The 23,346-nt window shown below is 74.5% G+C and carries 26 protein-coding genes; 11 read left to right on the top strand and 15 right to left on the bottom strand.

Annotated elements, in window-relative coordinates:
• The first annotated feature begins 2 nt into the window (after positions 1 to 2).
• Together ACIRDU_RS13575 and ACIRDU_RS13570 are read left to right on the top strand one after the other, a co-directional pair.
• Complete coding sequence (locus ACIRDU_RS13575; RefSeq protein ID WP_403578196.1) at positions 3 to 1,193, top strand: sensor histidine kinase; 1,191 nt, start codon at positions 3 to 5, stop codon at positions 1,191 to 1,193.
• Complete coding sequence (locus ACIRDU_RS13570) at positions 1,190 to 1,828, top strand: response regulator (protein ID WP_403578194.1); 639 nt, start codon at positions 1,190 to 1,192, stop codon at positions 1,826 to 1,828. The genes ACIRDU_RS13575 and ACIRDU_RS13570 overlap by 4 nt, the downstream gene beginning before the upstream one ends.
• Before the next feature lie 4 nt (positions 1,829 to 1,832).
• On the opposite strand, the gene ACIRDU_RS13565 is transcribed toward ACIRDU_RS13570, so the two are convergent.
• The 3 genes from ACIRDU_RS13565 to ACIRDU_RS13555 form a co-directional block, all read right to left on the bottom strand.
• A complete protein-coding gene (locus ACIRDU_RS13565; protein ID WP_403578191.1) occupies positions 1,833 to 3,101 on the bottom strand; it encodes a VWA-like domain-containing protein in 1,269 nt (422 codons plus the stop codon).
• A complete protein-coding gene (locus tag ACIRDU_RS13560) occupies positions 3,098 to 4,339 on the bottom strand; it encodes an AAA family ATPase (protein ID WP_403578189.1) in 1,242 nt (413 codons plus the stop codon). The genes ACIRDU_RS13565 and ACIRDU_RS13560 overlap by 4 nt, the downstream gene beginning before the upstream one ends.
• Positions 4,340 to 4,475: 136 nt before the next feature.
• Positions 4,476 to 5,855, bottom strand: a complete 1,380-nt coding sequence (locus ACIRDU_RS13555) for a hypothetical protein (RefSeq protein WP_403578186.1) — start codon at positions 5,853 to 5,855, stop codon at positions 4,476 to 4,478.
• Positions 5,856 to 6,080: 225 nt separating this feature from the next.
• Here ACIRDU_RS13555 and ACIRDU_RS13550 point away from each other — a divergent pair, with 225 nt between their 5' ends.
• From ACIRDU_RS13550 to ACIRDU_RS13535, 4 genes are read left to right on the top strand one after another with little or no spacing between them, the layout of a single operon-like run.
• Positions 6,081 to 6,461: a sortase-dependent protein gene (locus ACIRDU_RS13550; protein WP_403578184.1), complete on the top strand. Its 381-nt coding sequence runs from the start codon at positions 6,081 to 6,083 to the stop codon at positions 6,459 to 6,461.
• Positions 6,458 to 7,072 (top strand): class F sortase, encoded by a 615-nt coding sequence (locus tag ACIRDU_RS13545; protein WP_403578181.1) that lies wholly within the window; start codon positions 6,458 to 6,460, stop codon positions 7,070 to 7,072. The genes ACIRDU_RS13550 and ACIRDU_RS13545 overlap by 4 nt, the downstream gene beginning before the upstream one ends.
• Positions 7,069 to 7,560, top strand: coding sequence for an RNA polymerase sigma factor (locus ACIRDU_RS13540; RefSeq protein WP_403578178.1), 492 nt, complete (start codon positions 7,069 to 7,071; stop codon positions 7,558 to 7,560). The genes ACIRDU_RS13545 and ACIRDU_RS13540 overlap by 4 nt, the downstream gene beginning before the upstream one ends.
• The gene (locus ACIRDU_RS13535) at positions 7,544 to 8,083 is read left to right on the top strand and encodes a hypothetical protein (RefSeq protein WP_403578176.1); all 540 of its coding nucleotides are present in this window, start codon (positions 7,544 to 7,546) and stop codon (positions 8,081 to 8,083) included. The genes ACIRDU_RS13540 and ACIRDU_RS13535 overlap by 17 nt, the downstream gene beginning before the upstream one ends.
• A 10-nt stretch (positions 8,084 to 8,093) precedes the next feature.
• Here ACIRDU_RS13535 and ACIRDU_RS13530 read toward each other — a convergent pair whose 3' ends face one another.
• Positions 8,094 to 9,086: a cytochrome c oxidase assembly protein gene (locus ACIRDU_RS13530; protein ID WP_403578173.1), complete on the bottom strand. Its 993-nt coding sequence runs from the start codon at positions 9,084 to 9,086 to the stop codon at positions 8,094 to 8,096.
• Between the two features lie 316 nt (positions 9,087 to 9,402).
• Here ACIRDU_RS13530 and ACIRDU_RS13525 point away from each other — a divergent pair, with 316 nt between their 5' ends.
• Complete coding sequence (locus ACIRDU_RS13525) at positions 9,403 to 10,254, top strand: putative RNA methyltransferase (RefSeq protein ID WP_403578170.1); 852 nt, start codon at positions 9,403 to 9,405, stop codon at positions 10,252 to 10,254.
• Here ACIRDU_RS13525 and ACIRDU_RS13520 read toward each other — a convergent pair.
• The 5 genes from ACIRDU_RS13520 to ACIRDU_RS13500 form a co-directional block, all read right to left on the bottom strand.
• Positions 10,248 to 10,916: a DUF4328 domain-containing protein gene (locus ACIRDU_RS13520; RefSeq protein ID WP_403578167.1), complete on the bottom strand. Its 669-nt coding sequence runs from the start codon at positions 10,914 to 10,916 to the stop codon at positions 10,248 to 10,250. The genes ACIRDU_RS13525 and ACIRDU_RS13520 overlap by 7 nt on opposite strands.
• A gap of 4 nt (positions 10,917 to 10,920) precedes the next feature.
• Positions 10,921 to 11,283 carry a DUF952 domain-containing protein gene (locus ACIRDU_RS13515; protein WP_403578165.1) on the bottom strand — a complete coding sequence of 121 codons (363 nt, stop codon included), beginning with the start codon at positions 11,281 to 11,283 and terminating at the stop codon, positions 10,921 to 10,923.
• The gene (gene bla, locus ACIRDU_RS13510; protein ID WP_403578162.1) at positions 11,280 to 12,251 is read right to left on the bottom strand and encodes a class A beta-lactamase; all 972 of its coding nucleotides are present in this window, start codon (positions 12,249 to 12,251) and stop codon (positions 11,280 to 11,282) included. The genes ACIRDU_RS13515 and bla overlap by 4 nt, the downstream gene beginning before the upstream one ends.
• 181 nt (positions 12,252 to 12,432) lie before the next feature.
• Positions 12,433 to 12,984 (bottom strand): tellurite resistance TerB family protein, encoded by a 552-nt coding sequence (locus ACIRDU_RS13505; RefSeq protein WP_403578159.1) that lies wholly within the window; start codon positions 12,982 to 12,984, stop codon positions 12,433 to 12,435.
• Positions 12,985 to 13,205: 221 nt separating this feature from the next.
• The gene (locus ACIRDU_RS13500; protein WP_403578156.1) at positions 13,206 to 15,131 is read right to left on the bottom strand and encodes a hypothetical protein; all 1,926 of its coding nucleotides are present in this window, start codon (positions 15,129 to 15,131) and stop codon (positions 13,206 to 13,208) included.
• A gap of 318 nt (positions 15,132 to 15,449) precedes the next feature.
• On the opposite strand from ACIRDU_RS13500, the gene ACIRDU_RS13495 reads away from it, so the two are divergent.
• Complete coding sequence (locus ACIRDU_RS13495; RefSeq protein WP_403578154.1) at positions 15,450 to 15,812, top strand: DUF1304 domain-containing protein; 363 nt, start codon at positions 15,450 to 15,452, stop codon at positions 15,810 to 15,812.
• A gap of 1 nt (position 15,813) precedes the next feature.
• Here ACIRDU_RS13495 and ACIRDU_RS13490 read toward each other — a convergent pair whose 3' ends face one another.
• Both ACIRDU_RS13490 and ACIRDU_RS13485 read right to left on the bottom strand, forming a co-directional pair.
• Positions 15,814 to 16,227: a DUF5994 family protein gene (locus ACIRDU_RS13490; protein WP_403578151.1), complete on the bottom strand. Its 414-nt coding sequence runs from the start codon at positions 16,225 to 16,227 to the stop codon at positions 15,814 to 15,816.
• A gap of 197 nt (positions 16,228 to 16,424) precedes the next feature.
• Positions 16,425 to 16,676, bottom strand: a complete 252-nt coding sequence (locus ACIRDU_RS13485) for a hypothetical protein (RefSeq protein WP_403578148.1) — start codon at positions 16,674 to 16,676, stop codon at positions 16,425 to 16,427.
• Between the two features lie 251 nt (positions 16,677 to 16,927).
• Between ACIRDU_RS13485 and ACIRDU_RS13480 the strand changes: the two genes are divergently transcribed.
• Positions 16,928 to 17,302, top strand: coding sequence for a DUF6479 family protein (locus ACIRDU_RS13480; RefSeq protein ID WP_403578146.1), 375 nt, complete (start codon positions 16,928 to 16,930; stop codon positions 17,300 to 17,302).
• Positions 17,303 to 17,326: 24 nt separating this feature from the next.
• On the top strand, positions 17,327 to 17,815 hold the full coding sequence (locus ACIRDU_RS13475) for a hypothetical protein (protein WP_403578144.1): 489 nt from the start codon (positions 17,327 to 17,329) through the stop codon (positions 17,813 to 17,815).
• On the opposite strand, the gene ACIRDU_RS13470 is transcribed toward ACIRDU_RS13475, so the two are convergent.
• Both ACIRDU_RS13470 and ACIRDU_RS13465 read right to left on the bottom strand, forming a co-directional pair.
• Entirely contained in the window at positions 17,809 to 18,537 is a 729-nt protein-coding gene (locus tag ACIRDU_RS13470; protein ID WP_403578141.1) for an Ig-like domain-containing protein, read from the bottom strand. The two genes, ACIRDU_RS13475 and ACIRDU_RS13470, sit on opposite strands and share 7 nt — an antisense overlap.
• A 147-nt stretch (positions 18,538 to 18,684) precedes the next feature.
• Positions 18,685 to 20,367 (bottom strand): glycoside hydrolase family 13 protein, encoded by a 1,683-nt coding sequence (locus ACIRDU_RS13465; protein ID WP_403578138.1) that lies wholly within the window; start codon positions 20,365 to 20,367, stop codon positions 18,685 to 18,687.
• Positions 20,368 to 20,662: 295 nt separating this feature from the next.
• Between ACIRDU_RS13465 and ACIRDU_RS13460 the strand changes: the two genes are divergently transcribed.
• Positions 20,663 to 21,598 (top strand): LAETG motif-containing sortase-dependent surface protein, encoded by a 936-nt coding sequence (locus tag ACIRDU_RS13460; protein WP_403578135.1) that lies wholly within the window; start codon positions 20,663 to 20,665, stop codon positions 21,596 to 21,598.
• A 63-nt stretch (positions 21,599 to 21,661) separates the two neighbouring features.
• On the opposite strand, the gene ACIRDU_RS13455 is transcribed toward ACIRDU_RS13460, so the two are convergent.
• Together ACIRDU_RS13455 and ACIRDU_RS13450 are read right to left on the bottom strand one after the other, a co-directional pair.
• Positions 21,662 to 22,636 (bottom strand): nucleoside hydrolase, encoded by a 975-nt coding sequence (locus tag ACIRDU_RS13455; protein ID WP_403578133.1) that lies wholly within the window; start codon positions 22,634 to 22,636, stop codon positions 21,662 to 21,664.
• 86 nt (positions 22,637 to 22,722) lie between these two features.
• Positions 22,723 to 23,262 (bottom strand): YceI family protein, encoded by a 540-nt coding sequence (locus tag ACIRDU_RS13450; RefSeq protein WP_403578131.1) that lies wholly within the window; start codon positions 23,260 to 23,262, stop codon positions 22,723 to 22,725.
• Positions 23,263 to 23,346 lie beyond the last annotated feature (84 nt).

Below are 23,346 nucleotides of genomic sequence, written 5' to 3'. Positions count from 1 at the left end.
GTATGAGCGCTCTCGCCGGGTCCACCGCCGACGCCTTCTGGACCACCTCGCTGCGCCGTTGGAACGCGGTGTGCTGGCTGCTGTTCGCCGTGATGGCCGTCGGGCTGGTCGCCATCGACCGGCCCGACGGGAGCAAGTACGCGGCGCTGGCCCTGCTCGGCGGGATGGTGCTGTGCTACGCGGTCCTGGACCGCTTCCCGTCCAACCCGGTGGTCCGGCCGCACGGGTATCTCTCCGTGCTGGTGGTCGTGTTGGGCGGGCTGGCGTATCTGCGCGGGAACTACGCGGCGCTGTTCATGGTGACGCTGCCGCACTACTGGATGTTCGGGCGGACGCCCCGGGCCTCGATGGTGTTCCTGGGGCTCGCCACGGCCGCGACCCTGGCCGGGAACGTGCTGCGGCAGGACGGCTGGACGGTGGAGTTCTTCACCGAGGTCCTCGTGTCCACGCTGATCGTCGTCGCCGTGGGGGTGCTGATCGGGCTGTGGGCGCACTCGGTGGTCGCGCAGAGCGCCGAGCGGGCCCGGCTGATCACCGAACTGGAACAGGCGCAGGCCGAGTTGTCGCAGGCGCACCAGCGCCAGGGCGCGGCGGACGAGCGGGAGCGGATGGCGCGGGACATCCACGACACCCTCGCGCAAGGGTTCGCCTCGATCATCGTGCTGGCCGAGGCCGCCCGGGCGGGGCTCGACGCCGATCCGGTCCGCAGTGCCCACCAGTTGCGGTCGATCGAGTCCACCGCACGGGACAACCTCGCCGAGGCGCGGGAGCTGGTCGGCTCGGCCCAGCGTTCGGAGCAGACCGCGGCGGGTTCGGTGGCGGAAACCCTCCGCCGCACCCTGGACCGTTTCGCCGAGGACACCGGCCTGACCGTCGACGCGGAACTGGCGGACCTGGAGTGCGACCAGCAGACCCGGATCGCGCTGCTGCGCTGCACCCAGGAGTCCCTGGCCAACGTCCGCAAGCACGCCCGCGCCTCCACGGTCGGCGTGGTCCTGGCCCGGCAGCCGTACGGGGTGGAGCTCGAGATCACCGATGACGGGGCGGGGTTCCTGGTGGAGGAGTCGTCGGGCTTCGGACTGGACGGCATGCGCAAGCGGCTGGCGGAGCTGGGCGGGAGGCTGACGGTGACGAGTTCGGTGGGGGACGGGACACGGGTGATGGCACTGATACCCCTGGAGGCTGCGGCATGACGGACGGACCGCTGCGCATCGTCGTCGTGGACGACCACACCGTCATGCGGGCCGGAGTGGTGGCCCTCCTCGCCTCCGGGACCGGCATCGAGATCGTCGGCGAGGCGGGCGACGGCCGCGCGGCCCTGGACCTCGTAGAGCGCCACGAGCCCGATGTCGCCCTGGTCGACCTGCGCATGCCCGTCCTGGACGGCGTGGCCACGACGACCGAGATCGTGGCGCGTTTCCCCCGCACCCGGGTGCTGATCCTGACCACGTACGACACGGACGCGGAGATCGAGCGCGCGGTGGAGGCCGGGGCGATCGGCTACCTCCTGAAGGACACCACCCGTGAGCAGCTGGCCGACGCGATCCACGCGGCGGCCCGCGGCGAGACGGTGCTGGCGCCCCGGGTCGCCGAACGCCTGGTCGCCCGGATGCGCCAGCCCGCCCAGATCCCGCTCACCGCCCGCGAGTCGGACGTCCTCAACGCGGTCGCGGACGGACTCACCAACGCCGAGATCGGCCGCCGCCTCGTCATCGCCGAGGCCACGGTGAAGACGCATCTGCTCCGCCTGTTCGCCAAACTCGACGTCAACGACCGGACGAGGGCGGTGGTGGTGGCGATGGAACGGGGGTTGCTGCACAGACCGTAGCCCGTCACGACCCGATGTCCACCACACGCGCCCAGTCGGGTGGTGAGTCCGGGACGTACTCGGAGTCGGACTCGTCGTAGGAGTGGTTCTCGTGGCGGCGGGGGAACAGGCCCACCACCGTCCGGCACGGGGGCCGGGTGCCCGGCCAGGGGGTCTGGCCGTCGGTGAGGGCGACGATGACGTCGGGGGACGGGCGGGTGCGCAGGGCGCGGGTGAAGCCGGCGCGCAGGTCCGTGCCGCCTCCGCCCGTGAGCGGGATCCCCTCGTCACGGCACAGGCGGCGGGCGATCCCGGCGGAGGCGTCGCAGGGCACCACGGTGACCAGGTCGCGGCGGCCGCCCACGGCCCGGGCGATCGCGGCGACCTCCAGCAGCGCGCTGCCCAGTTCGGCGTCGCTGACCGACCCGGAGGTGTCGATGATGACGGACACCCGGGGCGGGCGGCGGCGCAGGCTCGGCAGGACCGTACCGGGCAGGGCGGTGGAGCGCCGGGCGGGCCGGCCGTAGGTGTAGTCCTCGCCCGCGCCGGGGGCGGACGCCGCCGAGCGGACCGCCGCGCCCAGCAGTTGCCGCCACGGCTGCGGTGGGTGAAAGGCCTCCTCGGCCCAGCGCCGCCAGCCCTGCGGGGCGTTGCCGGGGCGGCCGGTGATGCCCTGCGCGACCCGGAAGCGGACCGCGTCCCGCTCCTGCTCGCTCAGGCCGTGTGCGCCGTCCGGGCCCAGTTCCCACTCCCGGTCCAGGCCGTCGGCGCCGCTGCCGCAGTCCAGCCAGGCCAGGTCCTGCATCCGCGGGCCCAGGCTGAACTGCCGCAGGTACTCTTCCATCAACTCGCCCTCGGCCAGGCCGAGATGACCCGGCTCGACGATCCCCTCCGGGCGGGCCAGGCCGTCGCCGTAGACGTCGTCGTTGATCTCGAAGTCCGCGGCGATGTTCATCCGCAGCCGCTCCCCCGGGCCGGTCAGGCCCCGTTCCCGGGCGACCCGGTCGCTGCGCGCGTGGTGGTCGCGCAGCAGGTGCGACACCTCGTGCATCCACACACCCGCCAGTTCCTCGACGGGCGTGCGGTCCACGAACCCCGGGTTCACGTAGCACCGCCAGTACCGGTCGACGCCCATGGTCGGCACCCGCCGCGACTCGACGACGTGCAGGGCGAAGAGGGCGGTGGCGAGGTAGGGGCGCACGCGGGCGGCGTGCAGGCGGGCCGTGAAGAGTTTGTCCCGGTCGAGGGTGCCGGGGGCGGTCTCGGGGGTGGTCCGGGGCGCTTTCGTGGTCATCGGCCCGCCTTCGCCGCGGCCGCTACGGCGGCCGTGGTCCGGTCCGCCCGCCGGGACAGGGACACCACCCCGGCCAGGCGCTCGATCGACGCCGGGACGTCCCAGTCGTCGCGGCGCAGCGAGGCGAGCGTGGTCGCGGGGACCACCACCACGTCCGGGGGGCCGGTCTCCACGGCCTTGACCAGGAGCGCCCAGGCCGCGTCCCAGCGGCGCCGCTCCGGGCGGTTGCGGACCGCTGCGACGACACCGTCCAGCGCGGCCTGGCGCAGATCCCCGCGTTCGGGCAGCACCGCGGCGGCCGGGTCGGTGAGCAGCGTCTCGGGGTCCGGGAGGTCCATCCGGTCCAGGCTCGCCAGCAGTTCGAGTCCGGGCCCGTCCCCGACGGTACCCCGCACCAGCAGGGAGAGGACGTCGCGGGAGGAGCCGGCCGCGGTCGCGAAGGCGATCAGGTGCAGCGTCATCTCCCAGCTGCGCGGGGACGGCCAGGGCCCGCCCCGGCGCGTCTCGCCGCTGGGCAGCCGGTGGACCAGCCCGGGCCGTGCGGTGAGCAGCCCGCACACGGCACGGCGGGCGTGGTCCACGGCCTCCGGCAGCTTCCCCGGGTCGAGCCGGGGCAGGGTGGCCCGCGGCCAGATCCCGCCGAGGCCGCGGACGACCACGTCGGTGTCGTGCGTCCACTGCAGATGGACGAAGCGGTTGGCGAGCGGCGGGCTCAGTTCCCAGCCGTCGGCGGCGGAGGAGCGCGGGTTGGCGGCGGCCACGATCCGCACGCCGGGCGGCAGCCGCAGCGCGCCGATCCGCCGCTCCAGCACGAGTCGGAGCAGGGCGGCCTGCACGGCGGGCGGCGCGGTGGAGAGTTCGTCGAGGAACAGCAGCCCCCGGCCGGCCCGCACCAGGCGCACGGCCCAGTCCGGCGGGGCCATCGGCACGCCCTGTTCGGCGGGGTCGTCGCCGACGATCGGCAGTCCCGAGAAGTCGGACGGCTCGTGCACGCTCGCGATCACCGTGGTCAGCGGCAGGTCCAGGGCCGCGGCGAGCTGGGTCAGGGCCGCGGTCTTGCCGATGCCCGGCTCGCCCCACAGCAGCACGGGCAGGTCCGCGGCCACGGCCAGGGTGAGGGCCTCCAGTTGGGCGTCGGGGCGCGGTTCGGCGGTGGTGTCCCGCAGCAGGGCCAGCAGGTCGCCGGCCACGTCGAGCCGGGAAGCGGTGTCGGGCAGGGACGCGATGTGAGTGCGCATGTGTGATCACCTGTGTGCCGGTGGTGAGCCGTCTCGGCGGAAGAAGAGAAGAACAGAGCAGAACGGAGCAGAACAGAGCGGAACGAGGAGCGGACGGGGACAGGGACGGGCGGAGCCGGACCCGGTCACATGCGGGTCAGGTCATGTGGCGAGGGTGCGGGCCGTCGCCGCGGGAGCGGCGGCGGTCCCAGGGGCGCAGGCTGCCGGGCGAAGGGCCCTCCAGGCCCGCCCGGAACAGCCCGTGGGCGATGCGCCGCCGCGCGGCCGTCTCCAGCGCGTCCCGCAACGGGCCGTCACGCAGCACCGCTTCGGGGCCCAGCAGACTCTCGACGGCGGCGAGCGCGCCGGCGACGTCCCCGTGGTGGAGGCGTTCGCGGACGCCGGGGAGGCAGTCGGGCCGGCGGTGTGCCTCGTCGACGGCCCGCAGACAGGGCAGCGGCGGTCCGCCGAAGGCGGCGAGCAGTTCCTCCCGCCGGATCTCGGCCGGATCGTGGTCGAGCGCGGCCAGCTCGCCGCCGACCAGGCCGATCCGGTGCCGGGCACCCCGGCACTCCACGACCCGTGGATCACCCGTCCGTTCGGGCACCCCGCCGGAGGCGCCGGCCCCCTCCACCCCCAACGCCGAGGCGACCAGGGGATGCAGGCGTCCGGCGTCGATGGCCCCGGCGTGGAGGAGCTCCAGGTCGGGCAGCACCCAGGTCGCCGCGTCGGGCAGCACGGGGAGCGAGGAGTCGGGGGCGCGCGCGTACGACATGGCGGTCTCTTCACCGCCGTCGGACACGGCCAGGACGATCCGGTGGCGCGCCCCGAGCCGCACGCAGACCCTGCCGGCGGACCGTCCCTCGGCGCGCAGCAGGATCTCCGCCTCGGCCGCCCACCGGTCGACGGCACACCGCTGCCCGTGCGGCAGCGGCCCGGGCAGTTCCGGGTCCCCGGCCGAACGGCCGTCGCCCGACCGGGCCCGCAGCTCACCGGCCCGGCGCGCGTCCCAGAGGTGGCGGTGCAGGTCGAGCCGGAAACGCCGACTGGGGCGGGGGTGCGGATGACGCCGGTCGGCCTCCCGTGCGCGGGACGCGTCCCACAGGGCGAGACTGATCCGCTGACCGGCGTCCGCCCGGGCCGGCGGGGTCCGCACCACGAGGTGCAGTGGTCCCGCGCCTTCTGTGCCGTACCGGGCCAGGGTGAGGGTCAGGCCCGGCCGCAGCAGCCCGTCGGGCGCGATCCTCGGCATGTGCCAGCGCAGCAGGTCGGGGGCGAGGTGCCGGAGGTCGGCCCGGAGCCGGGCGGCGAGCTCCCGGCCGTGGCGCCGCGCCACGAGGCGTGGCTGGAGGTCGACGTCGATGCGCGCGGCGGCACAGGCGCCCGCCCAGTCACCGGCGCGGCGGCGCGCCGTAGCGGTCTCGATCATGGAGGGCGGCACGGCGAACTCGCGCACGCGCGGCCAGAAGGAAAGCGGCCGGAAGGAAGGCGGCCAAGAGGAAAGCGGGAAGTCCCCGTTCGCGAGGTCGGTGAGCATCAGCACTCACCTTGCGCGGACGGGTCCCCCAATCTGTTCACGGAGTGAGTCGTCATCGCGACGGATGCTAGCCGCCCCGACTCCCGCGCGCAGCCGGATATTTCAGAGCCACCGCGACGACTTTGCCATCTCTTTACAACCTGCCCCGCCGCCGCCTCGTCTCTCCGCACGATCTGTCACCCAGCCCGCCGACCGTCGGGCGGACCGATGAAGGAGTGCGATTCCATGCGCCGAACCGTCCTCAGTGCCCTGGCCCTCGCGGGCACCGCCGTACTGATCGGCACCGGGCCCGCGTTCGCGGACGGGGCGACGACCCCGAGCCCGGTCCCGTCGTCCGCCGCGCCCACCGCCCAGCCGGCGGAGAGCGCCGAACCGACCCGGGCGGCCGAACCGACCCGGGCGCCGGCCAGTGCCGAACCGACCCCGGCACCCGCCGAGGACCAGGTCTCCGTCGTGCCGAGCGGCGCGCCCGACACCGGTGTGACGGCGGCGTCCCCGGCGTCCCGGTCCGGCGGCACGGCGATCGGCGCGGGCGCCGCCGCGGTGCTCGCCCTGGGCGGCGGCACGGTGTTCGTCGTACGCCGCCGCCGGACGACCGGGGCATGAGGGCGTTCTCCAGGCGCGCGTTCACGGCCGGGGCGCCGGCGGCCCTGCTGACGGCGTGCGCGGGCCACGGGGCCACCGCACCGCCGCCGAAGAGCACCGCTTCGCCGGTTCCTGCCGAGAGGGCGCGCCCCCTGGCCCGTTCGGTCCCGGTACGGCTGCTGATCCCGGCCATCGGCGTCGACACCCCGGTCATCCGGCTGGGCCTGGCCGCCGACGGCACCGTGCAGGTGCCGCCGGTCACGGCCCACGACCGGGCGGGCTGGTACCAGCACTCGCCGACGCCCGGCCGGACCGGCCCGTCGGTGCTCCTCGGTCATGTCACCGTCGGCCCGTACGGCGACGGCGTCTTCCGCCACCTCGCCCGGCTGCGCCGGGGCGAGAGGATCGTGGCGCGCCTGGAGAACGGCACAGCGGCGGAGTTCGCCGTCACGGCCGTACGCACGATCCCGAAGACCGACTTCCCGGCGGACGACGTCTACGGGAACGTGGACCGCCCGGAGCTGCGGCTCATCACCTGCGGCGGTGCGCGGACCGGTGACGGTTACGCGGACAACGTGATCGTGTTCGCGGCGCTGAGCGGTGCCGGGTCCCCCACCCCTGGAGAGCGTTGAAACGGTCCCGCGAGAAGGCAGCGTCCGAGCTGTTCGCCGCCCTCTACCCGCGCCTCGCCGGCTGGTGCCGCCGTCTCGTCGACGACGACGGGACGGCCCACGAGATCGCCTCGGAGGCGTTCACCCGGCTCTGGGCCCGCTGGACGTCCGTGGAGGAGCCGCGCGGCTTCCTCTACGTCACCGCGGCCAATCTCGTCCGGGACCACTGGCGCAAGCTGGAGCGCGAGCGGCGGGCCCTGCACCGCGTCACCTCGGAAGCCGCCGTACGCCCCCACTCCGAACAGGCCGACCCGTCGGTGCGGCTGCTCGTGCAGTCCCTGCCCGAACGACTGCGCGTCCCGATCCTCCTCCACTACTACGCTGACATGCCGATCCGGGAGGTGTCCGCACTGACCGGGCGCAAGGAAGGAACCGTCAAGGCCGACCTGCACGCGGCCCGGGAACTGCTCCGCGTCCACCTGAGGAGAAGCCTTGACCACACGCCTTGACGACGACCCGGGCGACCCGGAGTCCGCCCCCGACGACCCGCTCGCCGTGATCCTGCGTCCCTCCTCACCCGACTACCTGGGCGCGCCCGCCGGCCAGTACGAGGCGATCCGCCGCCGGGCGAACCGCCGCCGTCTGCTGCGCACCGCGGCCGGGGCGGGCCTGTGCTGCGTCGCGGCCGCCCTCATCGCGCTCCCGCTGCGCCTCACGGCGCCCGAGCACCCCACGACCCCGACGATCCCGATGGCCCCGCCCACCACGAGACCGGCGCCGGCCACCGACTCGACCTCCCCCACCCCGGTGCCGTCCCCGTCCGCATCCGACTCCCGCCCCTCGTCCCCGGGCACGCTCCGCCCGGGCACCGGCGACCCCCGTGCGTCCAGCCCCGGCACCCGCGCCCCCGAGGAGGCGGCGACCGGCCAGGCGGCGCCGTCCCGCGCCCCGTCGGCCACCCCCACCTCGATACGCCCCGTCCCCTCGGCGGCCCGCCCGAGCACGGACCGGTCAGCGGCCGACAGCCGCTGACCGGCCCGGGTCAGCCGTTTCGCCCCTGCCGCCGCATCCGCTCCGCCACCTCACCCTGCTCGGTCTCCCACCAGGGCCGGACGAGTTCGGACGACTCCTCCGCAGCCGCCGCGGGGGCGGCGGGGGCGAGTTCGCGGTCGAGGCGCCGGTCCAGCACGGCCGTCTGGGCGCGTTCGGCCCGCACCCACTGCCCGAGGACCGTCAGCAGGAAGGGGATCGCGACCAGTTCGGCGATGCCCAGCATGGCGCCGCCGCCCACCTGCTGGTCGTGGTGGACGTCGGGCGACCAGGGTGGTGCGTGGTGCAGGTACCAGGCGCCCGCGATCAGGGTGCCGTGCGTCATGACCACCAGTCCCGGGAGCGCGTCGACGACCCCGTCCAGGAAGACCAGGGCCGCCCGCACCGGGTGGGTGCACCAGGCGGGCAGGGCCTGCTCGCGGGTGAGCACCGGCAGGACGAACAGGCAGCCGGCCGCCAGCAGATGCAGATACATCAGCTCGTGCAGCCAGCCCACGCGCAGCGCGGTGGCGAAGTACGGCGTGAAGTAGACGGTCAGTTCGGTGGCCAGCACCAGGACCGTGCTGACGAGCGGGAACGTCAGCAGCCTGACCAGCCTGCCGGTCAGCGCCCGCCGCACCCGGACCGCGCCGCCCTCCGGCAGCGCCTCCACCGCGAGCCGCAGCGGGTCGCCCAGGGCGAGGCCCAGCGGCGCGAGCAGGTCGAGTCCGACGTTCTGCACGGCGGCCGGCCAGAACAGTTCACGGTCGTAGACGGCCAGGCCCGACATCGTGGCCACGACGATCGTCCCCAGCCCGAGCAGCACGAAGGCGGCGCACCGCACCGGCGGCCAGGACCCGCCCCGGCCGCGCACCCGGATCACACCCCAGGCGTAGAGCCCGCCCAGCACGGCGACGAGGAGCAGCGCGGGGACGTCCGGCTGCCACGATCCCAGCAGCCGTCCGGCGGTCGGTTCCGGCAGGTACACAGCCGACAGTTCGCTCACGAGCGGACGATAACCGCCGAAGTTCCGGGGGTCGGCGGCAGGGTCGGCGCACGCCTCGCACGGGCGGCTCGTCGTGACGTCCGGCGGCGGTCGGTAGCCTTGCCGTATGGCCCTGGCATGCAACGCCCTGCCTCACTGCTTCCTCTGACGCCGCGGTGAGGACGGCGACGTGAGCCCCTCACGTCGCCGTCCTCGGCGTACCCGCCCCGGCTGCCGGTTCCCGGCGGCCGGCCGGCGGGCGCCGACGCCTCACCGTCCGCCATCCGCACGCGGCGCCCCCGCTTCCCGGCGGTGCGCCGCGTTCCGAGGAGCACCCATGCCGTCCGACCGACTCCTGTCCGTCCTGACCTGCCCCCTGTGCCCGGCCGGCCTCGAACCCGTCCGCGGCGCCCTGCGCTGCGCCGGCCGCCATACCTTCGACATCGCCCGCCACGGCTACGTCAGCCTGCTGACCGGCCACCGGCGCGCCCCGAGCGCCGACTCCCCCGACATGGTCCGCTGCCGCGCCGCGTTCCTCGGCACCGGGCACTACGACCCGCTCGCCCGTACCCTCGCGCGGCTCGCCACGGAACTGGCCCCGCCCGACGCGACCGTGCTGGACGCGGGAGCGGGCACCGGCCACTACCTCGCGGCGGTCCTGGACGCCCTCCCCCGGGCCCTGGGGCTGGGGCTGGACAGCTCCGTCCCCGCCCTGCGCGCAGCGGCCCGCGCACATGCCCGTGCGGAGGCCGCAGGCTGGGACGTCTGGCGGCCGTGGCCCGTCCGCACCGGCTGCGCCGACCTCGTGCTCAACGTCTTCGCACCCCGCAACGGAGCCGAGTTCCGCCGCGTCCTCGCCCCGGACGGGGCGCTGCTCGTCGTCACCCCCAGCGGTCGGCACCTGCGCGAACTGCACGACCCGGTCGGGCTGCTGGCGGTCGACCCGAGGAAGGAGGAGCGCCTGCGCCGGGCCCTGGACGCCCACTTCCGGCTCGATCGCACCGAGTCGCTGGAGTACGCGATGAGGCTCACGGCCGAGGACATCACCCGCCTGGTGAGCATGAGTCCGACCGCGCATCACCTCACGGCCGCGGAACTGCGCGGCCGCACCGAGCGGTTGCGCACGCCGGCGCCGGTGACGGCCTCGTTCGCCGTGTCGGTGTACCGGCCGCTGACGCCCGGTCAGTAGTCCTGGCCGGCGATGTGCTCCTGCTGCGCCGTCGTGAGCATGTGGACCATGAGGGCGGCGGCCCCGGCCGCGGCCACGATCACCAGGTCGGCGGCGAGCAGGGGCAGGACGCCCTGATAGGCGCGGGCGATGACCTCGTCCGTGTCGTCGGCGTAGATGAGTCCCACGCCACCGGCCAGACCGGCCAGCCACAGGCCCCACCACCAGTTCACGACGGCGGGCAGCCGCCGCTCGGGGAAGACCGAGCGGTGGACGTCCGCGACGAGGCCCCGGGGTATCCACAGGTTCACCACGGGCACGATCCAGCCCAGCCAGAGCCAGGGGTGGCTGTAGCGCGGGGCCGCGCCCGAGAGGGCCTTGGCGTTGTCCCTGACCCGGTCCAGCCAGAACAGGAACACGATGGCGCAGACGGCCGTGACACCGCCGCCCACGGAGGCGACCAGGTGGTAGGAGTCCTCCAGGGCGTTCAGGGGGCGGTGCACGCCGCCGCCCTGGTCGGGCGGGCCGGACGCCGGCTCCCCGGTCACGGCGAGCCGGATGTGCCAGACCGCCCGGGCCACCCAGGTGACTCCGGCGAGGACGAGGGCCACGATGGCGCAGCGGGCCGCTCCGCGGACGGGGCGCAAGGTGGGGGCGGTGGGGGTGGACTTCTGTTCGGTCACCCGGTCATCCTGCCGTACGCAGCTGCGAGGCCCGGCCCTCCTCGTCCCACCGCACCTCCAGGACGTGCTCGACGGCGTCCCGGTCGAGGGGCCCGAACACGTGCGGGAACAGAACGTCTCCGGACACGCCGGGCGGCGGGGCGGGGGCCGCCGCCTCCCACTCCACCCTGGCGGTGAGCCGCGTCTCGTCCAGGGCGAGCACGAGCAGGGGCCGGGGCGCGTCCCGGTAGAAGGCGTCGACGACGGCCAGGGTGGTCGCCTCGTCCGGGGAGCAGTGCACGAAGCCCTCCTCGGCGAGGGAGGCGGGCGCGTACGCCTGGCCGGGGGTGGTGCTCCAGACGGTGTGCGGTACGACGTGATAGATCATGGCCCCGTTATAGACGCCGACGGGAGCCCCGGGAGCTTCAGGGCGGCGATGGTCCGCCGGGTCGCTTCGGCGATCAGGGCGTCCGAGGGCTCGCTGTCGTATCCGGGCCGGTCGGTCATGACGGCCAGGACGAGCGGCTCGCTGCGGGGCGGGTGGACGATCGCGATGTCGTTGGCCCTGCCGTAGTTGCCCGTCCCGGTCTTGTCGGCCACCTTCCAGTCCCGGGGGAGCCCGGCCCGGATGCGGCGGGCGCCGACGCCCGTGGCGTTGCGCGAGAGCCAGTCCATGAGGAGCCCGCGTTCGCGGGCGGGCAGGGCGGTGCCCAGGAGGAGCGCGTGGAAGTCGGTGGCGATCGCCTGCGGGGTGGTGGTGTCGGCGGGGTCGTCCGGCGGTACGTCGTGCAGTTCGGGCTCGTAGTGGTCCATACGGCTCGTGGTGTCGCCGAGCCGGCGCAGATAGGCGGTGAGGCCGGCGGGACCGCCGATGTCGCGCATCAGGAGGTTGCCCGCCGTGCCGTCGCTGTAGCGCACGGCGGCGTCGCAGAGCTCACGGAGTGTCATCCCGGTCGCGACGCGCTTGCCGGTGATCGGCGCGGTGGAGCGCAGGTCGGCCTCGGTGTAGGTGACGCGGCGGTCCAGGCCGCTCGGGGAACGGTGGTGCAGGACCGCCGCCGCGGCCAGCGCCTTGAACGTCGAGCAGAACGCGAAGCGCTCGCCGGCGCGGTGGACGACCCTGGCACCGGTGCCGGTCGCGAGGGCGTGGACGCCGACGCGGGCGCCGTACGCACGCTCCAGGTCCGCCAGCCGGGGGCGGTACACCGGGGGGCTGCCCGACGGCGCACCGGTGGGCGTGGGGGTCCGGCTCGCGCCGTCGGCGGGACGGTCGTCCGTCCCGCAGGCGGCGAGCGGGAGCAGGGCCGCGGCGGCCAGCAGGGCACGCCGGGACGACGCGATCCGGTCGGTGGTCATACGCGGTGCTCCTGTCAGGCGGCCCGGTCCTACGCGGTGCTCCTGTCACGCGGTCCGCTCATGCGCGGTGCTCCTACGCGGTGCTCCTGCACGGCGGTCCCGCCGGGAGGCTCCTGTCACCGCGGACAGGAGCCGTGCCGTGCTCCTGCCACGGCGGGCAGGAGCTCGCCCGGCTCGCTGGTCAGAGCTGGAACTCGGCCGGGGACACCCCCAGCGTCGCGCAGGCCTCGCGCAGGACCGTCGCCTCGGCCTGGGAGAAGTGGCCGTCGGCACCGGCGATGACCATGCCGGTCTGGATCACGGCCCTGGCCTCGGTGGGCTTCTTGGCGGCCTTGGCGATCTCCTGCATGGCCTCCGACTTGCCGAGCTGGAAGTTGGCGGTCAGCTGGTCCACATGCTTGTGGAAGCGCTGGCGGAGCTGCTCCGGCGGGAAGTTCTGCAACACGTCGTTGCTGAGGATCATCGACTCGACCTGCTGCCGCTCGGCCGGGTCCACATGCCCGTCGGCCGCCGCGACCAGGGCGCACATCGCCATGCTCGCGTCCCGGTAGGCACCGCTCTTCAACTCGTTCTTCAGCGACCCGAGCTGCGTCTTCAGCAGACCGACCAGCTGGGCCTTGCCGCCACCGCCGGAGCTCGTCCCGCCGCTGTGCCCGCCGGGCGTCGCGCCCCGCCCGGCCTGACCCTGCTGGAGAGACTTGGCCTGGTCCTTGAGCCGGTCCCACACTGCCATTGACGTCACCTCGGTACTAGTCGGCATCACCTACCGCACCCGCTCACGCGCGCACACCCACCCAACGCCCGGCCCCCGGGCAAAGGTTCCGCAAAGTGCCTCCGTCTCATGACCTGGACCGCCGCCGGGCCGGGGCAGGGTCGGCAGCCCGGGTGCGCGCGGTCGAAACGGCGACTGCCCGCACCCGGGGGCCGGGTGCGGGCAGTCTCAGCGACGGGGTGTCAGGCGTCGTCGCGGGAGCGGAGCTTCAGGCGCGGGGCGAAGCGGAAGGCCGCGAAGCCCACCGCTGCCAGGGCCGCGGCCGCCGCGAGGAGCAGGCCGATGCCGCCCGCGCCGGTGGAGGCGAGGCTGCCGCCGTCGAGGTTCGTCGACGTGCCGCCCGTGGTCGAGGTGCCGTCGCCCCCGGTCGTGCCGGACGTGCCGGTGCTGGTCGACGGGCTCGGCTCCGCGGAGGGGCTCGGGTCGGTCGTGGGGCTCGGGGACGGGGAACCGGACTCGTCGCCCGGGCCGGGCTCCTCCGTGCCGTCACCGGGGACGACCTCGACCGCGAACTGGGTCATGGCGTCGCCGACCGAGGCGGCCACGGTGTACGTGCCGGTGCCCTCACCGGCGGTCAGGGCCGGGGCCGTCGCCTGGCCCGAGTCGTCGGTCTTCACGCGGACGACCCGGTCCTCGCCCTCAAAACGGGGAGCGTCCTCGGCGGTGTCCTCGACGCGGAACTCCACCTCGGTGCCGGCCGGTGCCGCCTTGCCCGACTCGACCACCCGGGCGATCAGCGCGTCGGCGAAGTCCTGCCCCTGCTCGGCCTTCTGCTTGTCGCCGCCGGCGGCGCTCACGATGTACGGGGACTCCTTGACCCGGACGGTGAAGGCCGTCGAGGCGCCCAGCGTCTCGGCCCGGACGGTGAACGAGCCCTCCTTGCTTCCGCTCAGGTTGATCCACGGGGTCTGCGCACGGCCCTGGGCGTCGGTCGCCACGACGGTCTCGTCGTCGTCCGGGCCGCCGGTGAGGTAGAAGAGCGGCTTCAGGCCGTCCGGGTCCTCGATCGTGTACGTCACCGAGGCGTCCGCGACCGGCTTGCCGTCCTTGCCCTGGGCCACCACGGCCAGCGGCTTGACGTCGTGACCCGGCTGGGTCGTCACGTCGGTGCCGGAGACCCGGGCCAGCCGGTCGACGGGGAGGCCCCGCCACTGCAGGACGATCCGGCCGGGGCCGCCGGGCGCGTTGACGCCGCCCTCGGCCACACCGGAGTCGATCGGGTTGTCGGAGGAGGCCCAGAACGGATCGGACTTCTCCGGCGCCTTGTAGCCGCTGCCGACGACGAACCGGGCATCGTCCACCCGGGCCGGCTCGGCGTAGCTGGAGCCGCCGCCACCGCTGCCGGTGGTCGGGTCGTTGCCGGTGGACGAGCCGGTCTCGGCACCCGTGCCACCGCCACCGCCCGCGTAGCCGGCACCGCCGCCGCCACCGCCGTAGCGGCCCGCGCCGCCGGCGCCACCGGCACCGCCCTTGGCGTGGTCGGCGCCCGCGGCGCCGTTGCCGGTGCCCGCACCGCCCTCGGCGCCGGTGGCGCCCTTGCCGCCGCGGTCCTTCTCGGTGGCGTCCTGGCCGTTCTCGCCTCCTGCGGCACCGGCCTGGCCGTGGGCGATGTCGCCGCCACCGCCGCCACCGCCGCCGGCGACGACCAGCGCCGAGCCGCCGCTCGTGCGGATGGCGCTGCTGTTGCCGCCGCGCTCGGCGCCGCTGCTGCCGCCCTTGCCGCCGAGGGCGTCACCGGCGTTCAGCCCTGCGACGGCGACGCTCAGCGCCTCTCCGGGGCTGACCTTCAGGGTGCCGGCGACGAAGCCGCCCGCACCGCCGTTCGTCATGGAGTTGCCGGCGCCGCCCTCTCCCCAGGCCCGTACGTCCAGGCCCGTCACTCCGGACGGCACCTTGAACTCCTGCTTCGCCGTGGTCGGATCGAACAGGCGGCAGCCGGAGAAGCCCTCCGTCGGTGTGCACGCCTTCCCGGCGAGCGCCGCACTGCCGGCGGCCGTCGCGGCCGGCGCGCCCGTCAGGGCGGTGCCGGCGGTCAGCGCCACGAAGGTCAGGGCCGCGGCGCCGCGCCGGAATCTGGCGCGCCGCGGCACGGCGGAACCGTGATGCATCAAGAAAACTCCCCCACTTGTCACAAGCTCCCCCCCAGGGAGCCATGAACTGCTCGATCAGAATCGAACACGACTGGTGGGACAGCTGATCAAACCTGAGGCCCTTGGTCAACCGAGAATGGTTGATTCCGGACACGGGACGGACCTGCCCAGGCGCGGCATGCGGGAAGGCCGGGCCCGGCTCCCGAGCGGCACACGCGGGGACGCGACGGCCGGACCCGGCCTTCCTCTGGCCGCAATCTGCCACCCGGCGCAGCGCGCCGCCTCCCGGGAGGGCCCGAACGGGGAGGGGCCGGGTGGGCCTGTGATGATGAGCGCATGTCGACCCTCGCCACGCTCGCGGTGCTGGCCCTCGCCGCGCTCCACGTCTACATCCTGGTGCTGGAGATGTTCCTGTGGACCACGCCGCGGGCCCGGGCCGCCTTCGGCACGAGCGCCGAGTTCGCCGCCTCGACGAAGGCCCTCGCGGCCAACCAGGGCCTCTACAACGGCTTCCTCGCGGCCGGTCTGGTGTGGGGCGCGGTGGCGTCCGACCCGGTGGGCTTCCAGGTCTCGGTGTTCTTCCTGGTGTGCGTGGCGGTCGCGGGGCTCTACGGCGCGGCCACCGCCAGCCGGAAGATCCTCTTCGTCCAGACCGTCCCGGCGCTGGCCGCCCTGGCCCTGGTGCTGGTCGCCCGCTGAGTCAGACGCCCTGTGTGACGGCGCGTTCCATGAGCCGGCCGGCCTCCGCCTCCCCGGTGGCGGGCGGCACCACCAGCAGGTCCCAGCGGCCGCGGCCGGGGGCGAGCAGGCAGACGGTGTGCGGCGCGGTCGGCGAGTCCGTGCGGCCCACGTGCACCTCCTGGCCCGCGACGACCATCCGATCCGGGCAGTCCGGCCAGGTGTCCCCGTTGACCAGGACGCTGCTGATCCGGCCCCAGGCGCCCGGCAGTCCGCCGAGCAGTCCGGGCAGTTCGGTGGCGAGGTCGTACGAGCGGGGCCACCACGCCCCGTCGATCCGGCGGGCCGTGCGGCCCTGGCGCGGCTGGTCCGCGAGCCGTAGCCGGACCTCGGAGGGCGCGGGGACGGGCGGCGGGGGCGAAGAGGCGGACGTCATCGGGGGCTCCTGCTGCGGAAGGGGTGCGTGGCCAGGAGGTGGCAAAGCCGCGAGCCCGGTCGGGAAGGGTCCTGGGAGTGCGTGGAGCGCCGGGGGCGAGACCGGTTCGGCCACCGGTTGCGAGGTACCCCCGGTTCCTCCACCGTACCCCGCGGGGCGGCACGGGGGCCGGGGCCGCCCGCACCGCCCACGGTCGGTCACAAGCCGTAGCGGCTCTTCAGATGGGCGCCGGAAGTCGCGCAGCATCCACGTGTCGACCACTGGAGGGTGGAGCGGTTCTTCACCGCCCAGCCCACGATGCCGACGGGGACGGTGGTGTACGGCCAGGCGTCGTGCCCCTTGCCGTTCACCACCATCGCGGACATCAGCTTGCCGCACTGCTTCTTCAGCGCGGCGTGGATCCGGTCGCGCAGGGCGGCGCTGAACGGGGCGTCGGAGTCCCAGCTCACGCAGTAGCTGACGCTGCCCCGGTTGGCCGTTCCACTCGTCGGCGGCCTGCGCCCTGCCGGACGCCGTGCCGGGCGTGGCGAACGCGGCCGCCGGCACGGCGAGCAGCCGCGCCAGGTGTCTGCGCATGGTGATCTCCTCGTGCGGGGGGAGGGTGTCACCGTGAGGTCGTCCCCGGCGCGGCCGGGGCTGCCCGGCCCTACCGTGCGGCATTCCGGGCGCTTTATGGCATTTCGTCGGCGATACTTGGGGCATGAATACGGCAACGTATGCAGAACTGGCGGCGTCGTCAGATCACGCGGTCGCCGTGACCATCGCCTTCGTCGGCGGGCTGATCGTGGCCTGCGCGCTGATCTGGGCCGTGCGGGTCGGGATGCAGGTCATGGACAAGGACACCCATCACCCCGCCCCGGAGGAGCAGCCGCACATGCCGGACACCGGGCCGGTCCGCGAGATGCGGGAGATGCGGGAGCCCGACGACGTGCCGGTCGTGGCGCGCGACGGTCAGCGGCTCATGCCCCATGAGCTCCACCGTGCGAGCACCCGGACGGGGAAGGACCAGAAACCGCGCCGCTGGTCGCCGGGATCCAGCGGGTCCTTCGGCGGCGGCGGGCTCGGACGCACGTGAGGCCGTAGGCCCCAGGGAGGCGACATGGCTGCCCGCCACCGGACGCGCTGGGCGACGGGAGGGGCGGCCTCGGCGCTGGCCCTGTCCGCGGTGCTCGCGGGCTGCACCGGGGACGACAGCCCCGCGGACGTCGCGAGCAAGGCCGAGTCCGCGGTGGGGTCGATCGCCTCGGAGGCCGGCGAGGCGGTGGAGTCCGCCTCGGCCGAGGCCCGGCAGCGGCTCGACGACATCCAGGACGGCACCGACGTCCGGGACGACGTGACGACCGGCCCGCCCGTCACCGCATCCGACGGCCGGGTCCGCACGGAGGTCACCGCCCGCAACACCGACGACTCGTCCCGGTCCTTCGCCGTCCAGGTCGACTTCCGGGACGCCGGGGGACAGCTGGTCGACACGGTCATCGTCACGGTGGACCACGTGCAGGCCGGCCACTCCGCCACGGCCACCGCCCGCAGCACCCACGACCTGTCCGGTGAGGTCCGGACCGAGGTGGCCCGGGCGGTCCGCTACTGACCCTCGCCGTCCTGAGCGACCGAGATGTCTATCTGCTCGCTCATCGCACTCACCCCGTTCAGGGAGGCGACCGCCTGCAACAGGCCGGCGCCCGCCGGGAGGCCGGGGCCCGGGGTGCAGGTCCAGGTGCCGTCGGCGGCGGCGGTGGTCGTGCAGACCTCCTGGTCGTCCTTGTCACGGACGGTGACCTGGGCGCCCGGGTGGGCCGTGCCGGAGATCTCCGGCCGGGCGGTCAGCGGTACGCCGGACAGCGGGCGGGTCAGCGTCGGCCCGGCCAGGCCCACGGTCACGGCACACCGGCCCACGGCCCGTTGCACGCCCCGGGCGTCGGTGACCCGCAGGGCGCAGTCCCGCAGCCGGCTGCCCGGGACGGCAGTCCCGGGCACGGCCAGCACGAAGGGGAACACCCGGTCCTGCCCGGCCGCGTCACCGGTGACGGTGTACGTCGCGCTGCGTCCGTCGGCGGCGACCGAGCCGCGGTAGCCGGACGCGTCGAGCGGCGTGCCGGTCACCCGGGTGCCCCGTGGCGCGGTCAGCGTCAGCGTCGCGCCCGCGGCCGTCTCCTGGACGCCCGCGACCTCGACGATGCCCTCCCGGCCGGGTGCGATGGTCGCCGCACCCCACAGCTCGCCGTCCCGGGCCGCCGCGGGCGGGCCGGGGAGCGCGAGCACCCCCGCCGCGACGGCGCCCGCAACGGCTGCGGTCTTCCTGTACCTGTTCATGCGGGCGGGGCTCCCTGTGCGACGTCGACGGCGCTCTGCCAGCGAGTCTCCGGGCCGCGCGGGCCGGTGGCGCGTGCGGATGGGCCGTTCGGGTGACGGGGCGGCAGGGGTCGTACCGCCCCGCCCGCCGCCCCGCCCGGGTGCGGGCTAACGCCCGAGCCACGCCGTCGTGTCCGGGCCGAGCCGGCCGTCCTCCAGGGGTGCGCTGGTCAGCAGGACCTCACCGGCCGGCAGCTCCACCGGTGCGTCGGACAGGTTCGTGACGCAGCGCCAGCCCTCGCAGCGGTCGAACCGGAGCACGCCGTCCGGCGCGTCCGCCGACCAGGTCAGCTCCTCGCCGTCGAGGAGTTTGCGGCGCAGCCGCAGGGCCGTGCGGTAGAGCTCCAGGGTGGAGCCCTCGACCCCGTCCTGGGCCTCTACGGCGTAGGCGGCGAAGCCGGGCGGCTGCGGCAGCCAGGCACCGCCCGGCCCGAAGCCGTAGGACGGTCCGGCCGTCGTCCACGGCAGCGGCACCCGGCAGCCGTCGCGGCCCTTGCGGACGTGGCCCGTCTGCTCCCAGATCGGGTCCTGGAGCACCTCGGTGGGCAGGTCGGCGACCTCGGGCAGGCCGAGTTCCTCACCCTGGTAGACGTAGGCCGAGCCGGGCAGCGCCAGCATCAGCAGGGTGGCCGCCCGGGCCCGGCGCTGCCCGGCCGCCTCGTCGACCGCCGGGGCGTGGCCGCCGGAGAGCAGCCAGGCGTTGGGGTCGGTGTCCGGCGGCAGCATCAGGCGGGAGGCGTGGCGGATCACGTCGTGGTTGGACAGCACCCAGGTGGCCGAGGCGCCGGCCGCCCGGGCGGTGGCGAGCGAGTCGGTGATGACCTGCCTCAGTTCCTGCGCGTCCCAGCCGGCCTCCAGGTACTCGAAGTTGAAGGCCTGGCCCAGCTCGTCCGGGCGGGCGTACAGGGCGCGGCGGGCTCCGGGCACCCACGCCTCGGCGACGGCCATGCGGGGCGGGCGGTAGGCGTCGAGGATCTTGCGCCAGTCGCGGTAGATCTCGTGCACGTCGTCACGGTCGTAGAAGGGGTGTGTGCCGGGCGGCAGGGCGGTGAGCGCCTCCTCGCGGCTCAGCTCGGGCCGGCCGAGGTCGCGCAGGGGTTCGCTCAGGTCCTTGACGAGGGCGTGGGCGACATCGATGCGGAAGCCGTCGACGCCACGGTCGGACCAGAAGCGCAGGGTGGTGCGGTAGTCGGCGCGGACCTCCTGGTTCTCCCAGTTGAGATCGGGCTGCTCCGGGGCGAACAGGTGCAGGTACCACTGGCCGTCGGGCACCCGCTGCCACGCGCTGCCGCCGAAGACGGACTGCCAGTCGGTGGGCGGGTGTTCGCCGTGCTCGCCGCGTCCGTCGCGGAAGACGTAGCGGTCGCGGGCCGCCGAGCCGGGTCCCGCGTACAGGGCCTCCTGGAACCACGCGTGCCGGTGCGAGGAGTGGTTGGGCACGATGTCGACGATGACCTTCAGGCCGAGGCGGTGGGCCTCGGCGACCAGGGCGTCGAAGTCGTCGAGGGTGCCCAGGCGCGGGTCGACGCCCCGGGGGTCGGCGACGTCGTAGCCGCCGTCGGCGAGCTCGGAGGGGTAGAAGGGGCTGAGCCACAGCGCGTCCACGCCCAGGGCGGCGAGGTGACCGAGGCGGCGCGTGATGCCGCGCAGATCGCCGAGTCCGTCGCCGTCGGCGTCGGCGAAGCTGCGGGGGTAGATCTGGTAGACGACGGCCTGGCGCCACCAGTCGGGGTCCCGGGACGACAGGTCGAGGGTGGAGCGATCGGTCACGCGGCCTCCTTCGAAGGGCATACGGGCGACAGCATTGAATCTGTCCAGAATGCCGGAAAAAGGAACCATCGCGTTGATCGGAGTGATCCATTCCTGCTGTGATGGAAGTGTGATGGCGGCGCAACTTCCTTTGCATCACCGCAGGTTGACAGCGTGCTGCGGCGCCGCCACGATGGGGGCTCACTGAGGTGCATGTGACCAATGAGCCCAGTGTTTCTCAACCACTCACTCCCCGGTTCGGCCCCGGCAGCCGTGCGCCGCGCGCTGCCCACATGCCGTCACCCGGGTTCTGCACACGCCAAGAAATGGGATACGCATGTCCATAGCGAGACGTGTCACCGCGCGCCGCCTGCTGGGGACGGGCGCCGCGGCCCTCGCCCTCTGCGCCGCCTCCGCCACCACCGCGTTCGCCCACGGTACGCCCGGCGGTGACGGCTGGTCGTCCGGCGGCAGCTACAAGCCCGGCACGGGCGCGGGCACGGAGACCGGGACCGACCGCTGCCAGTTCTCGCTCGACGGCACGAACTTCTACGACTCGGTCAAGGTCGACGACCAGAACCTGAAGCCGACCGACGACGGCAAGGTCCACGTCACGGTCCGCACCGCCGGTGACGCGGCCACCTGCACGGCCTCCCTCGCGTCCTACCTCGCCCACGGCGCGACGTTCGCGACCTCCGGCGAGCAGGTGTTCGTCGACTTCGACACGGTGACGGTCAAGCCGGGCGGCACCGAGTCGCTCGACATCGCCATCCCGGACAAGGGCTGCTTCGGGCAGATCGACCTCTACCGGGGCGCGGTGAAGTTCGACGGCGAGCTCGACGCGAAGGACGGCTTCGAGCACGGCGAGCTGCCCAAGGGCCCGGACCGCCCGGTCATCAAGGACAAGCTGATCGCGGCCTGGAACGGCGGCACGAAGGACTGCACGACCCCGCCGCCGACCGAGGAGGAGCCCCCCGCCTCCACGCCGCCCGCGACGCCGACCGAGCCGGCCGAGGAGACGACGCCCCCGGCGTCCCCGTCCGAGCCGGCCGAGCCCTCGACGCCGCCGTCCTCCGACACGGACACGCCCACCCCGAGCGCCTCCGAGTCGACGCCCACCGCGCCCAAGCCGAACGGCGGTGGCGGCGACCTCGCCGAGACGGGCGCCGACAGCAGCACCGGCCCGATCGCCTTCGGCGCGGCGGCCCTGCTGGCGGGCGGCGCGGCCCTCGTCGTCGTGACCCGCCGCCGCGCGGCCAGGCGCGACGCGTAGGACGCGGGAACCCGAAGACGCCCGAGGTGCTGTCGTCCGGCGGCGACAGCACCTCGGGCGTCGTCATGCCTCGACCGTCGCCAGGTAGAGCTTCACGTAGCGCTCCACGTCCACGTCCAAACCCACGTCGACCAGGGGCTGTTCGCGCGTGCCCTCGTGGATCTCCGACTCGCCGGGCCGGGGGCGGCGGTCCACGATCGTCATGCCGCGCGTGGGTCCGGGCGCGAGGGAGACGTCCACCGGGAGGCGGTGGGTCGTCAGGCCCTCCGGGTCGGCGACCGCGCACACCGCACCCGCGTCACCGAGACCGCCGGCCGTCTCGGAGGGGTCGTCGGGACGGCTGTCCGGACGGGCCGGACGGTGGGCGAGCAGCTCCCCGGCCAGCCGCGCCCCGGGCTCGCCGCTCGCGCGCAGCCTGCGCACATCCGCCGCGGGGACCACGACCCGCGTGAACACGTCCAGTCCGTACATCGTGATCGGCACCCCGGCGGTGAGCAGGATCGCGGCCGCCTCCGGATCGTGCCAGACGTTGAACTCCGCGACGGGCGTGGCGTTCCCCGCGGCCGCCGCGCCGCCCATGAAGACGATCCGCTCGATGTTGCGGACCACCTCCGGATGTGTGCGCAGGAGCAGCGCGATGTTCGTGAGGGGGGCCGTGGGGATGAGGGTGACCGGGCGCGGGGAGGCGAGGATCTCGCGGCGCAGCAGCGTCACCGCGTCGACGTCGGCGGGCCCCCGGGCCGGCTCCGGCAGGCCCAGGTCCCCCATGCCGTCGTGTCCGTGCACGTGCCGGGCGGACCGGGGAGCCTCGATCAGCGGCCGCTCGGCGCCCCGGGCGACCGGGATCTCGGGGGCGCCCGCCTGCTCCAGCACGGTCAGGGTGTTGCGGACGACGCCGTCCACGTCGGTGTTCCCGGCCACGCAGGTGATCGCCCGCACGTCGAGCGCCGGGTGCCGTACGGCGAACAGCAGGGCGAGGGCGTCGTCGACGCCGGTGTCGCAGTCGATGATCACCGGGATGCGCTGACCGTCCGTCACGGCGAGGACTCCTTCCAGTGGTGCGCGGGAAAGCTCCGTACTGCGACCTTACGGCCTGCGCGACGGCCCGTTCCGGGCGCGCGGTGTCAGGACCGCCGTATCGCCGCGACGTCGAACTCCAGCGTCACCTTCCGGCCGACCAGGCCGCGGGCCCCGCTGACACCCCAGTCCTCGCGGTCGATGACCGTCCGGCCCGTGAAGGCGACCCGGAAGGCGCCCTGCGGGTCGCTGCCGGCGCCGGTCAGTTCGAAGCCCACGGTGACCTGCCTGGTCACGCCACGCACGGTCAGATCGCCGGTGACCTCGAAGCCGGTCCCGCCGGTCGGCTCCACGCGGGTCGAGGTGAAGGTGAGGGCCGGGTGGGCGCCGGCGTCCAGGAAGTCGCCGCTGCGCAGATGCTCGTCACGCTTGGGATTGCGGGTCTGGACGCTCGCCGCCCGGATCGTGAGCCGGACGGCCGACTTCGAGGGGCTGCCCCCGTCCAGCCGCGCGCTGCCCTCGAATGCGTCGAACCGTCCGCGCACCCTGCTGACCATCGCGGCCCGGGCGGTGAAGCCGAGGCGGGTGCGGTCGGTGTCGAGGACGTAGTCGCCGGTCAGTTCGCCGAGTGCGGTCGCAGTGCTCATGCTCGCTCCTGAAGGGAGAGGGGTGGTGATCCCCTGGATTCGGTCTCAGCGGTACGACGACACAGCCCCGCCGAATGTGAGGCC

The organism is Streptomyces sp. NPDC093598, from assembly GCF_044764825.1.
Lineage (GTDB): Bacteria > Actinomycetota > Actinomycetes > Streptomycetales > Streptomycetaceae > Streptomyces.
Note: the sequence above shows the minus strand (reverse complement) of the source record. Positions and strands in the feature narration are given on the sequence as shown.

Coding starts and splice junctions, on each gene's coding strand:
- ACIRDU_RS13515 (WP_403578165.1), bottom strand. CDS start 11,283: ATGATCTATCACGTCGTACCGCACACCGTCTGGAGCACCACCCCCGGC.
- ACIRDU_RS13555 (WP_403578186.1), bottom strand. CDS start 5,855: ATGCTCACCGACCTCGCGAACGGGGACTTCCCGCTTTCCTCTTGGCCG.
- ACIRDU_RS13450 (WP_403578131.1), bottom strand. CDS start 23,262: ATGAGCACTGCGACCGCACTCGGCGAACTGACCGGCGACTACGTCCTC.
- ACIRDU_RS13495 (WP_403578154.1), top strand. CDS start 15,450: ATGTCGACCCTCGCCACGCTCGCGGTGCTGGCCCTCGCCGCGCTCCAC.
- ACIRDU_RS13490 (WP_403578151.1), bottom strand. CDS start 16,227: ATGACGTCCGCCTCTTCGCCCCCGCCGCCCGTCCCCGCGCCCTCCGAG.
- ACIRDU_RS13550 (WP_403578184.1), top strand. CDS start 6,081: ATGCGCCGAACCGTCCTCAGTGCCCTGGCCCTCGCGGGCACCGCCGTA.
- ACIRDU_RS13565 (WP_403578191.1), bottom strand. CDS start 3,101: ATGACCACGAAAGCGCCCCGGACCACCCCCGAGACCGCCCCCGGCACC.
- ACIRDU_RS13480 (WP_403578146.1), top strand. CDS start 16,928: ATGAATACGGCAACGTATGCAGAACTGGCGGCGTCGTCAGATCACGCG.
- ACIRDU_RS13570 (WP_403578194.1), top strand. CDS start 1,190: ATGACGGACGGACCGCTGCGCATCGTCGTCGTGGACGACCACACCGTC.
- bla (WP_403578162.1), bottom strand. CDS start 12,251: ATGACCACCGACCGGATCGCGTCGTCCCGGCGTGCCCTGCTGGCCGCC.
- ACIRDU_RS13505 (WP_403578159.1), bottom strand. CDS start 12,984: ATGGCAGTGTGGGACCGGCTCAAGGACCAGGCCAAGTCTCTCCAGCAG.
- ACIRDU_RS13525 (WP_403578170.1), top strand. CDS start 9,403: ATGCCGTCCGACCGACTCCTGTCCGTCCTGACCTGCCCCCTGTGCCCG.
- ACIRDU_RS13475 (WP_403578144.1), top strand. CDS start 17,327: ATGGCTGCCCGCCACCGGACGCGCTGGGCGACGGGAGGGGCGGCCTCG.
- ACIRDU_RS13575 (WP_403578196.1), top strand. CDS start 3: ATGAGCGCTCTCGCCGGGTCCACCGCCGACGCCTTCTGGACCACCTCG.
- ACIRDU_RS13460 (WP_403578135.1), top strand. CDS start 20,663: ATGTCCATAGCGAGACGTGTCACCGCGCGCCGCCTGCTGGGGACGGGC.
- ACIRDU_RS13545 (WP_403578181.1), top strand. CDS start 6,458: ATGAGGGCGTTCTCCAGGCGCGCGTTCACGGCCGGGGCGCCGGCGGCC.
- ACIRDU_RS13470 (WP_403578141.1), bottom strand. CDS start 18,537: ATGAACAGGTACAGGAAGACCGCAGCCGTTGCGGGCGCCGTCGCGGCG.
- ACIRDU_RS13560 (WP_403578189.1), bottom strand. CDS start 4,339: ATGCGCACTCACATCGCGTCCCTGCCCGACACCGCTTCCCGGCTCGAC.
- ACIRDU_RS13500 (WP_403578156.1), bottom strand. CDS start 15,131: ATGCATCACGGTTCCGCCGTGCCGCGGCGCGCCAGATTCCGGCGCGGC.
- ACIRDU_RS13465 (WP_403578138.1), bottom strand. CDS start 20,367: ATGCCCTTCGAAGGAGGCCGCGTGACCGATCGCTCCACCCTCGACCTG.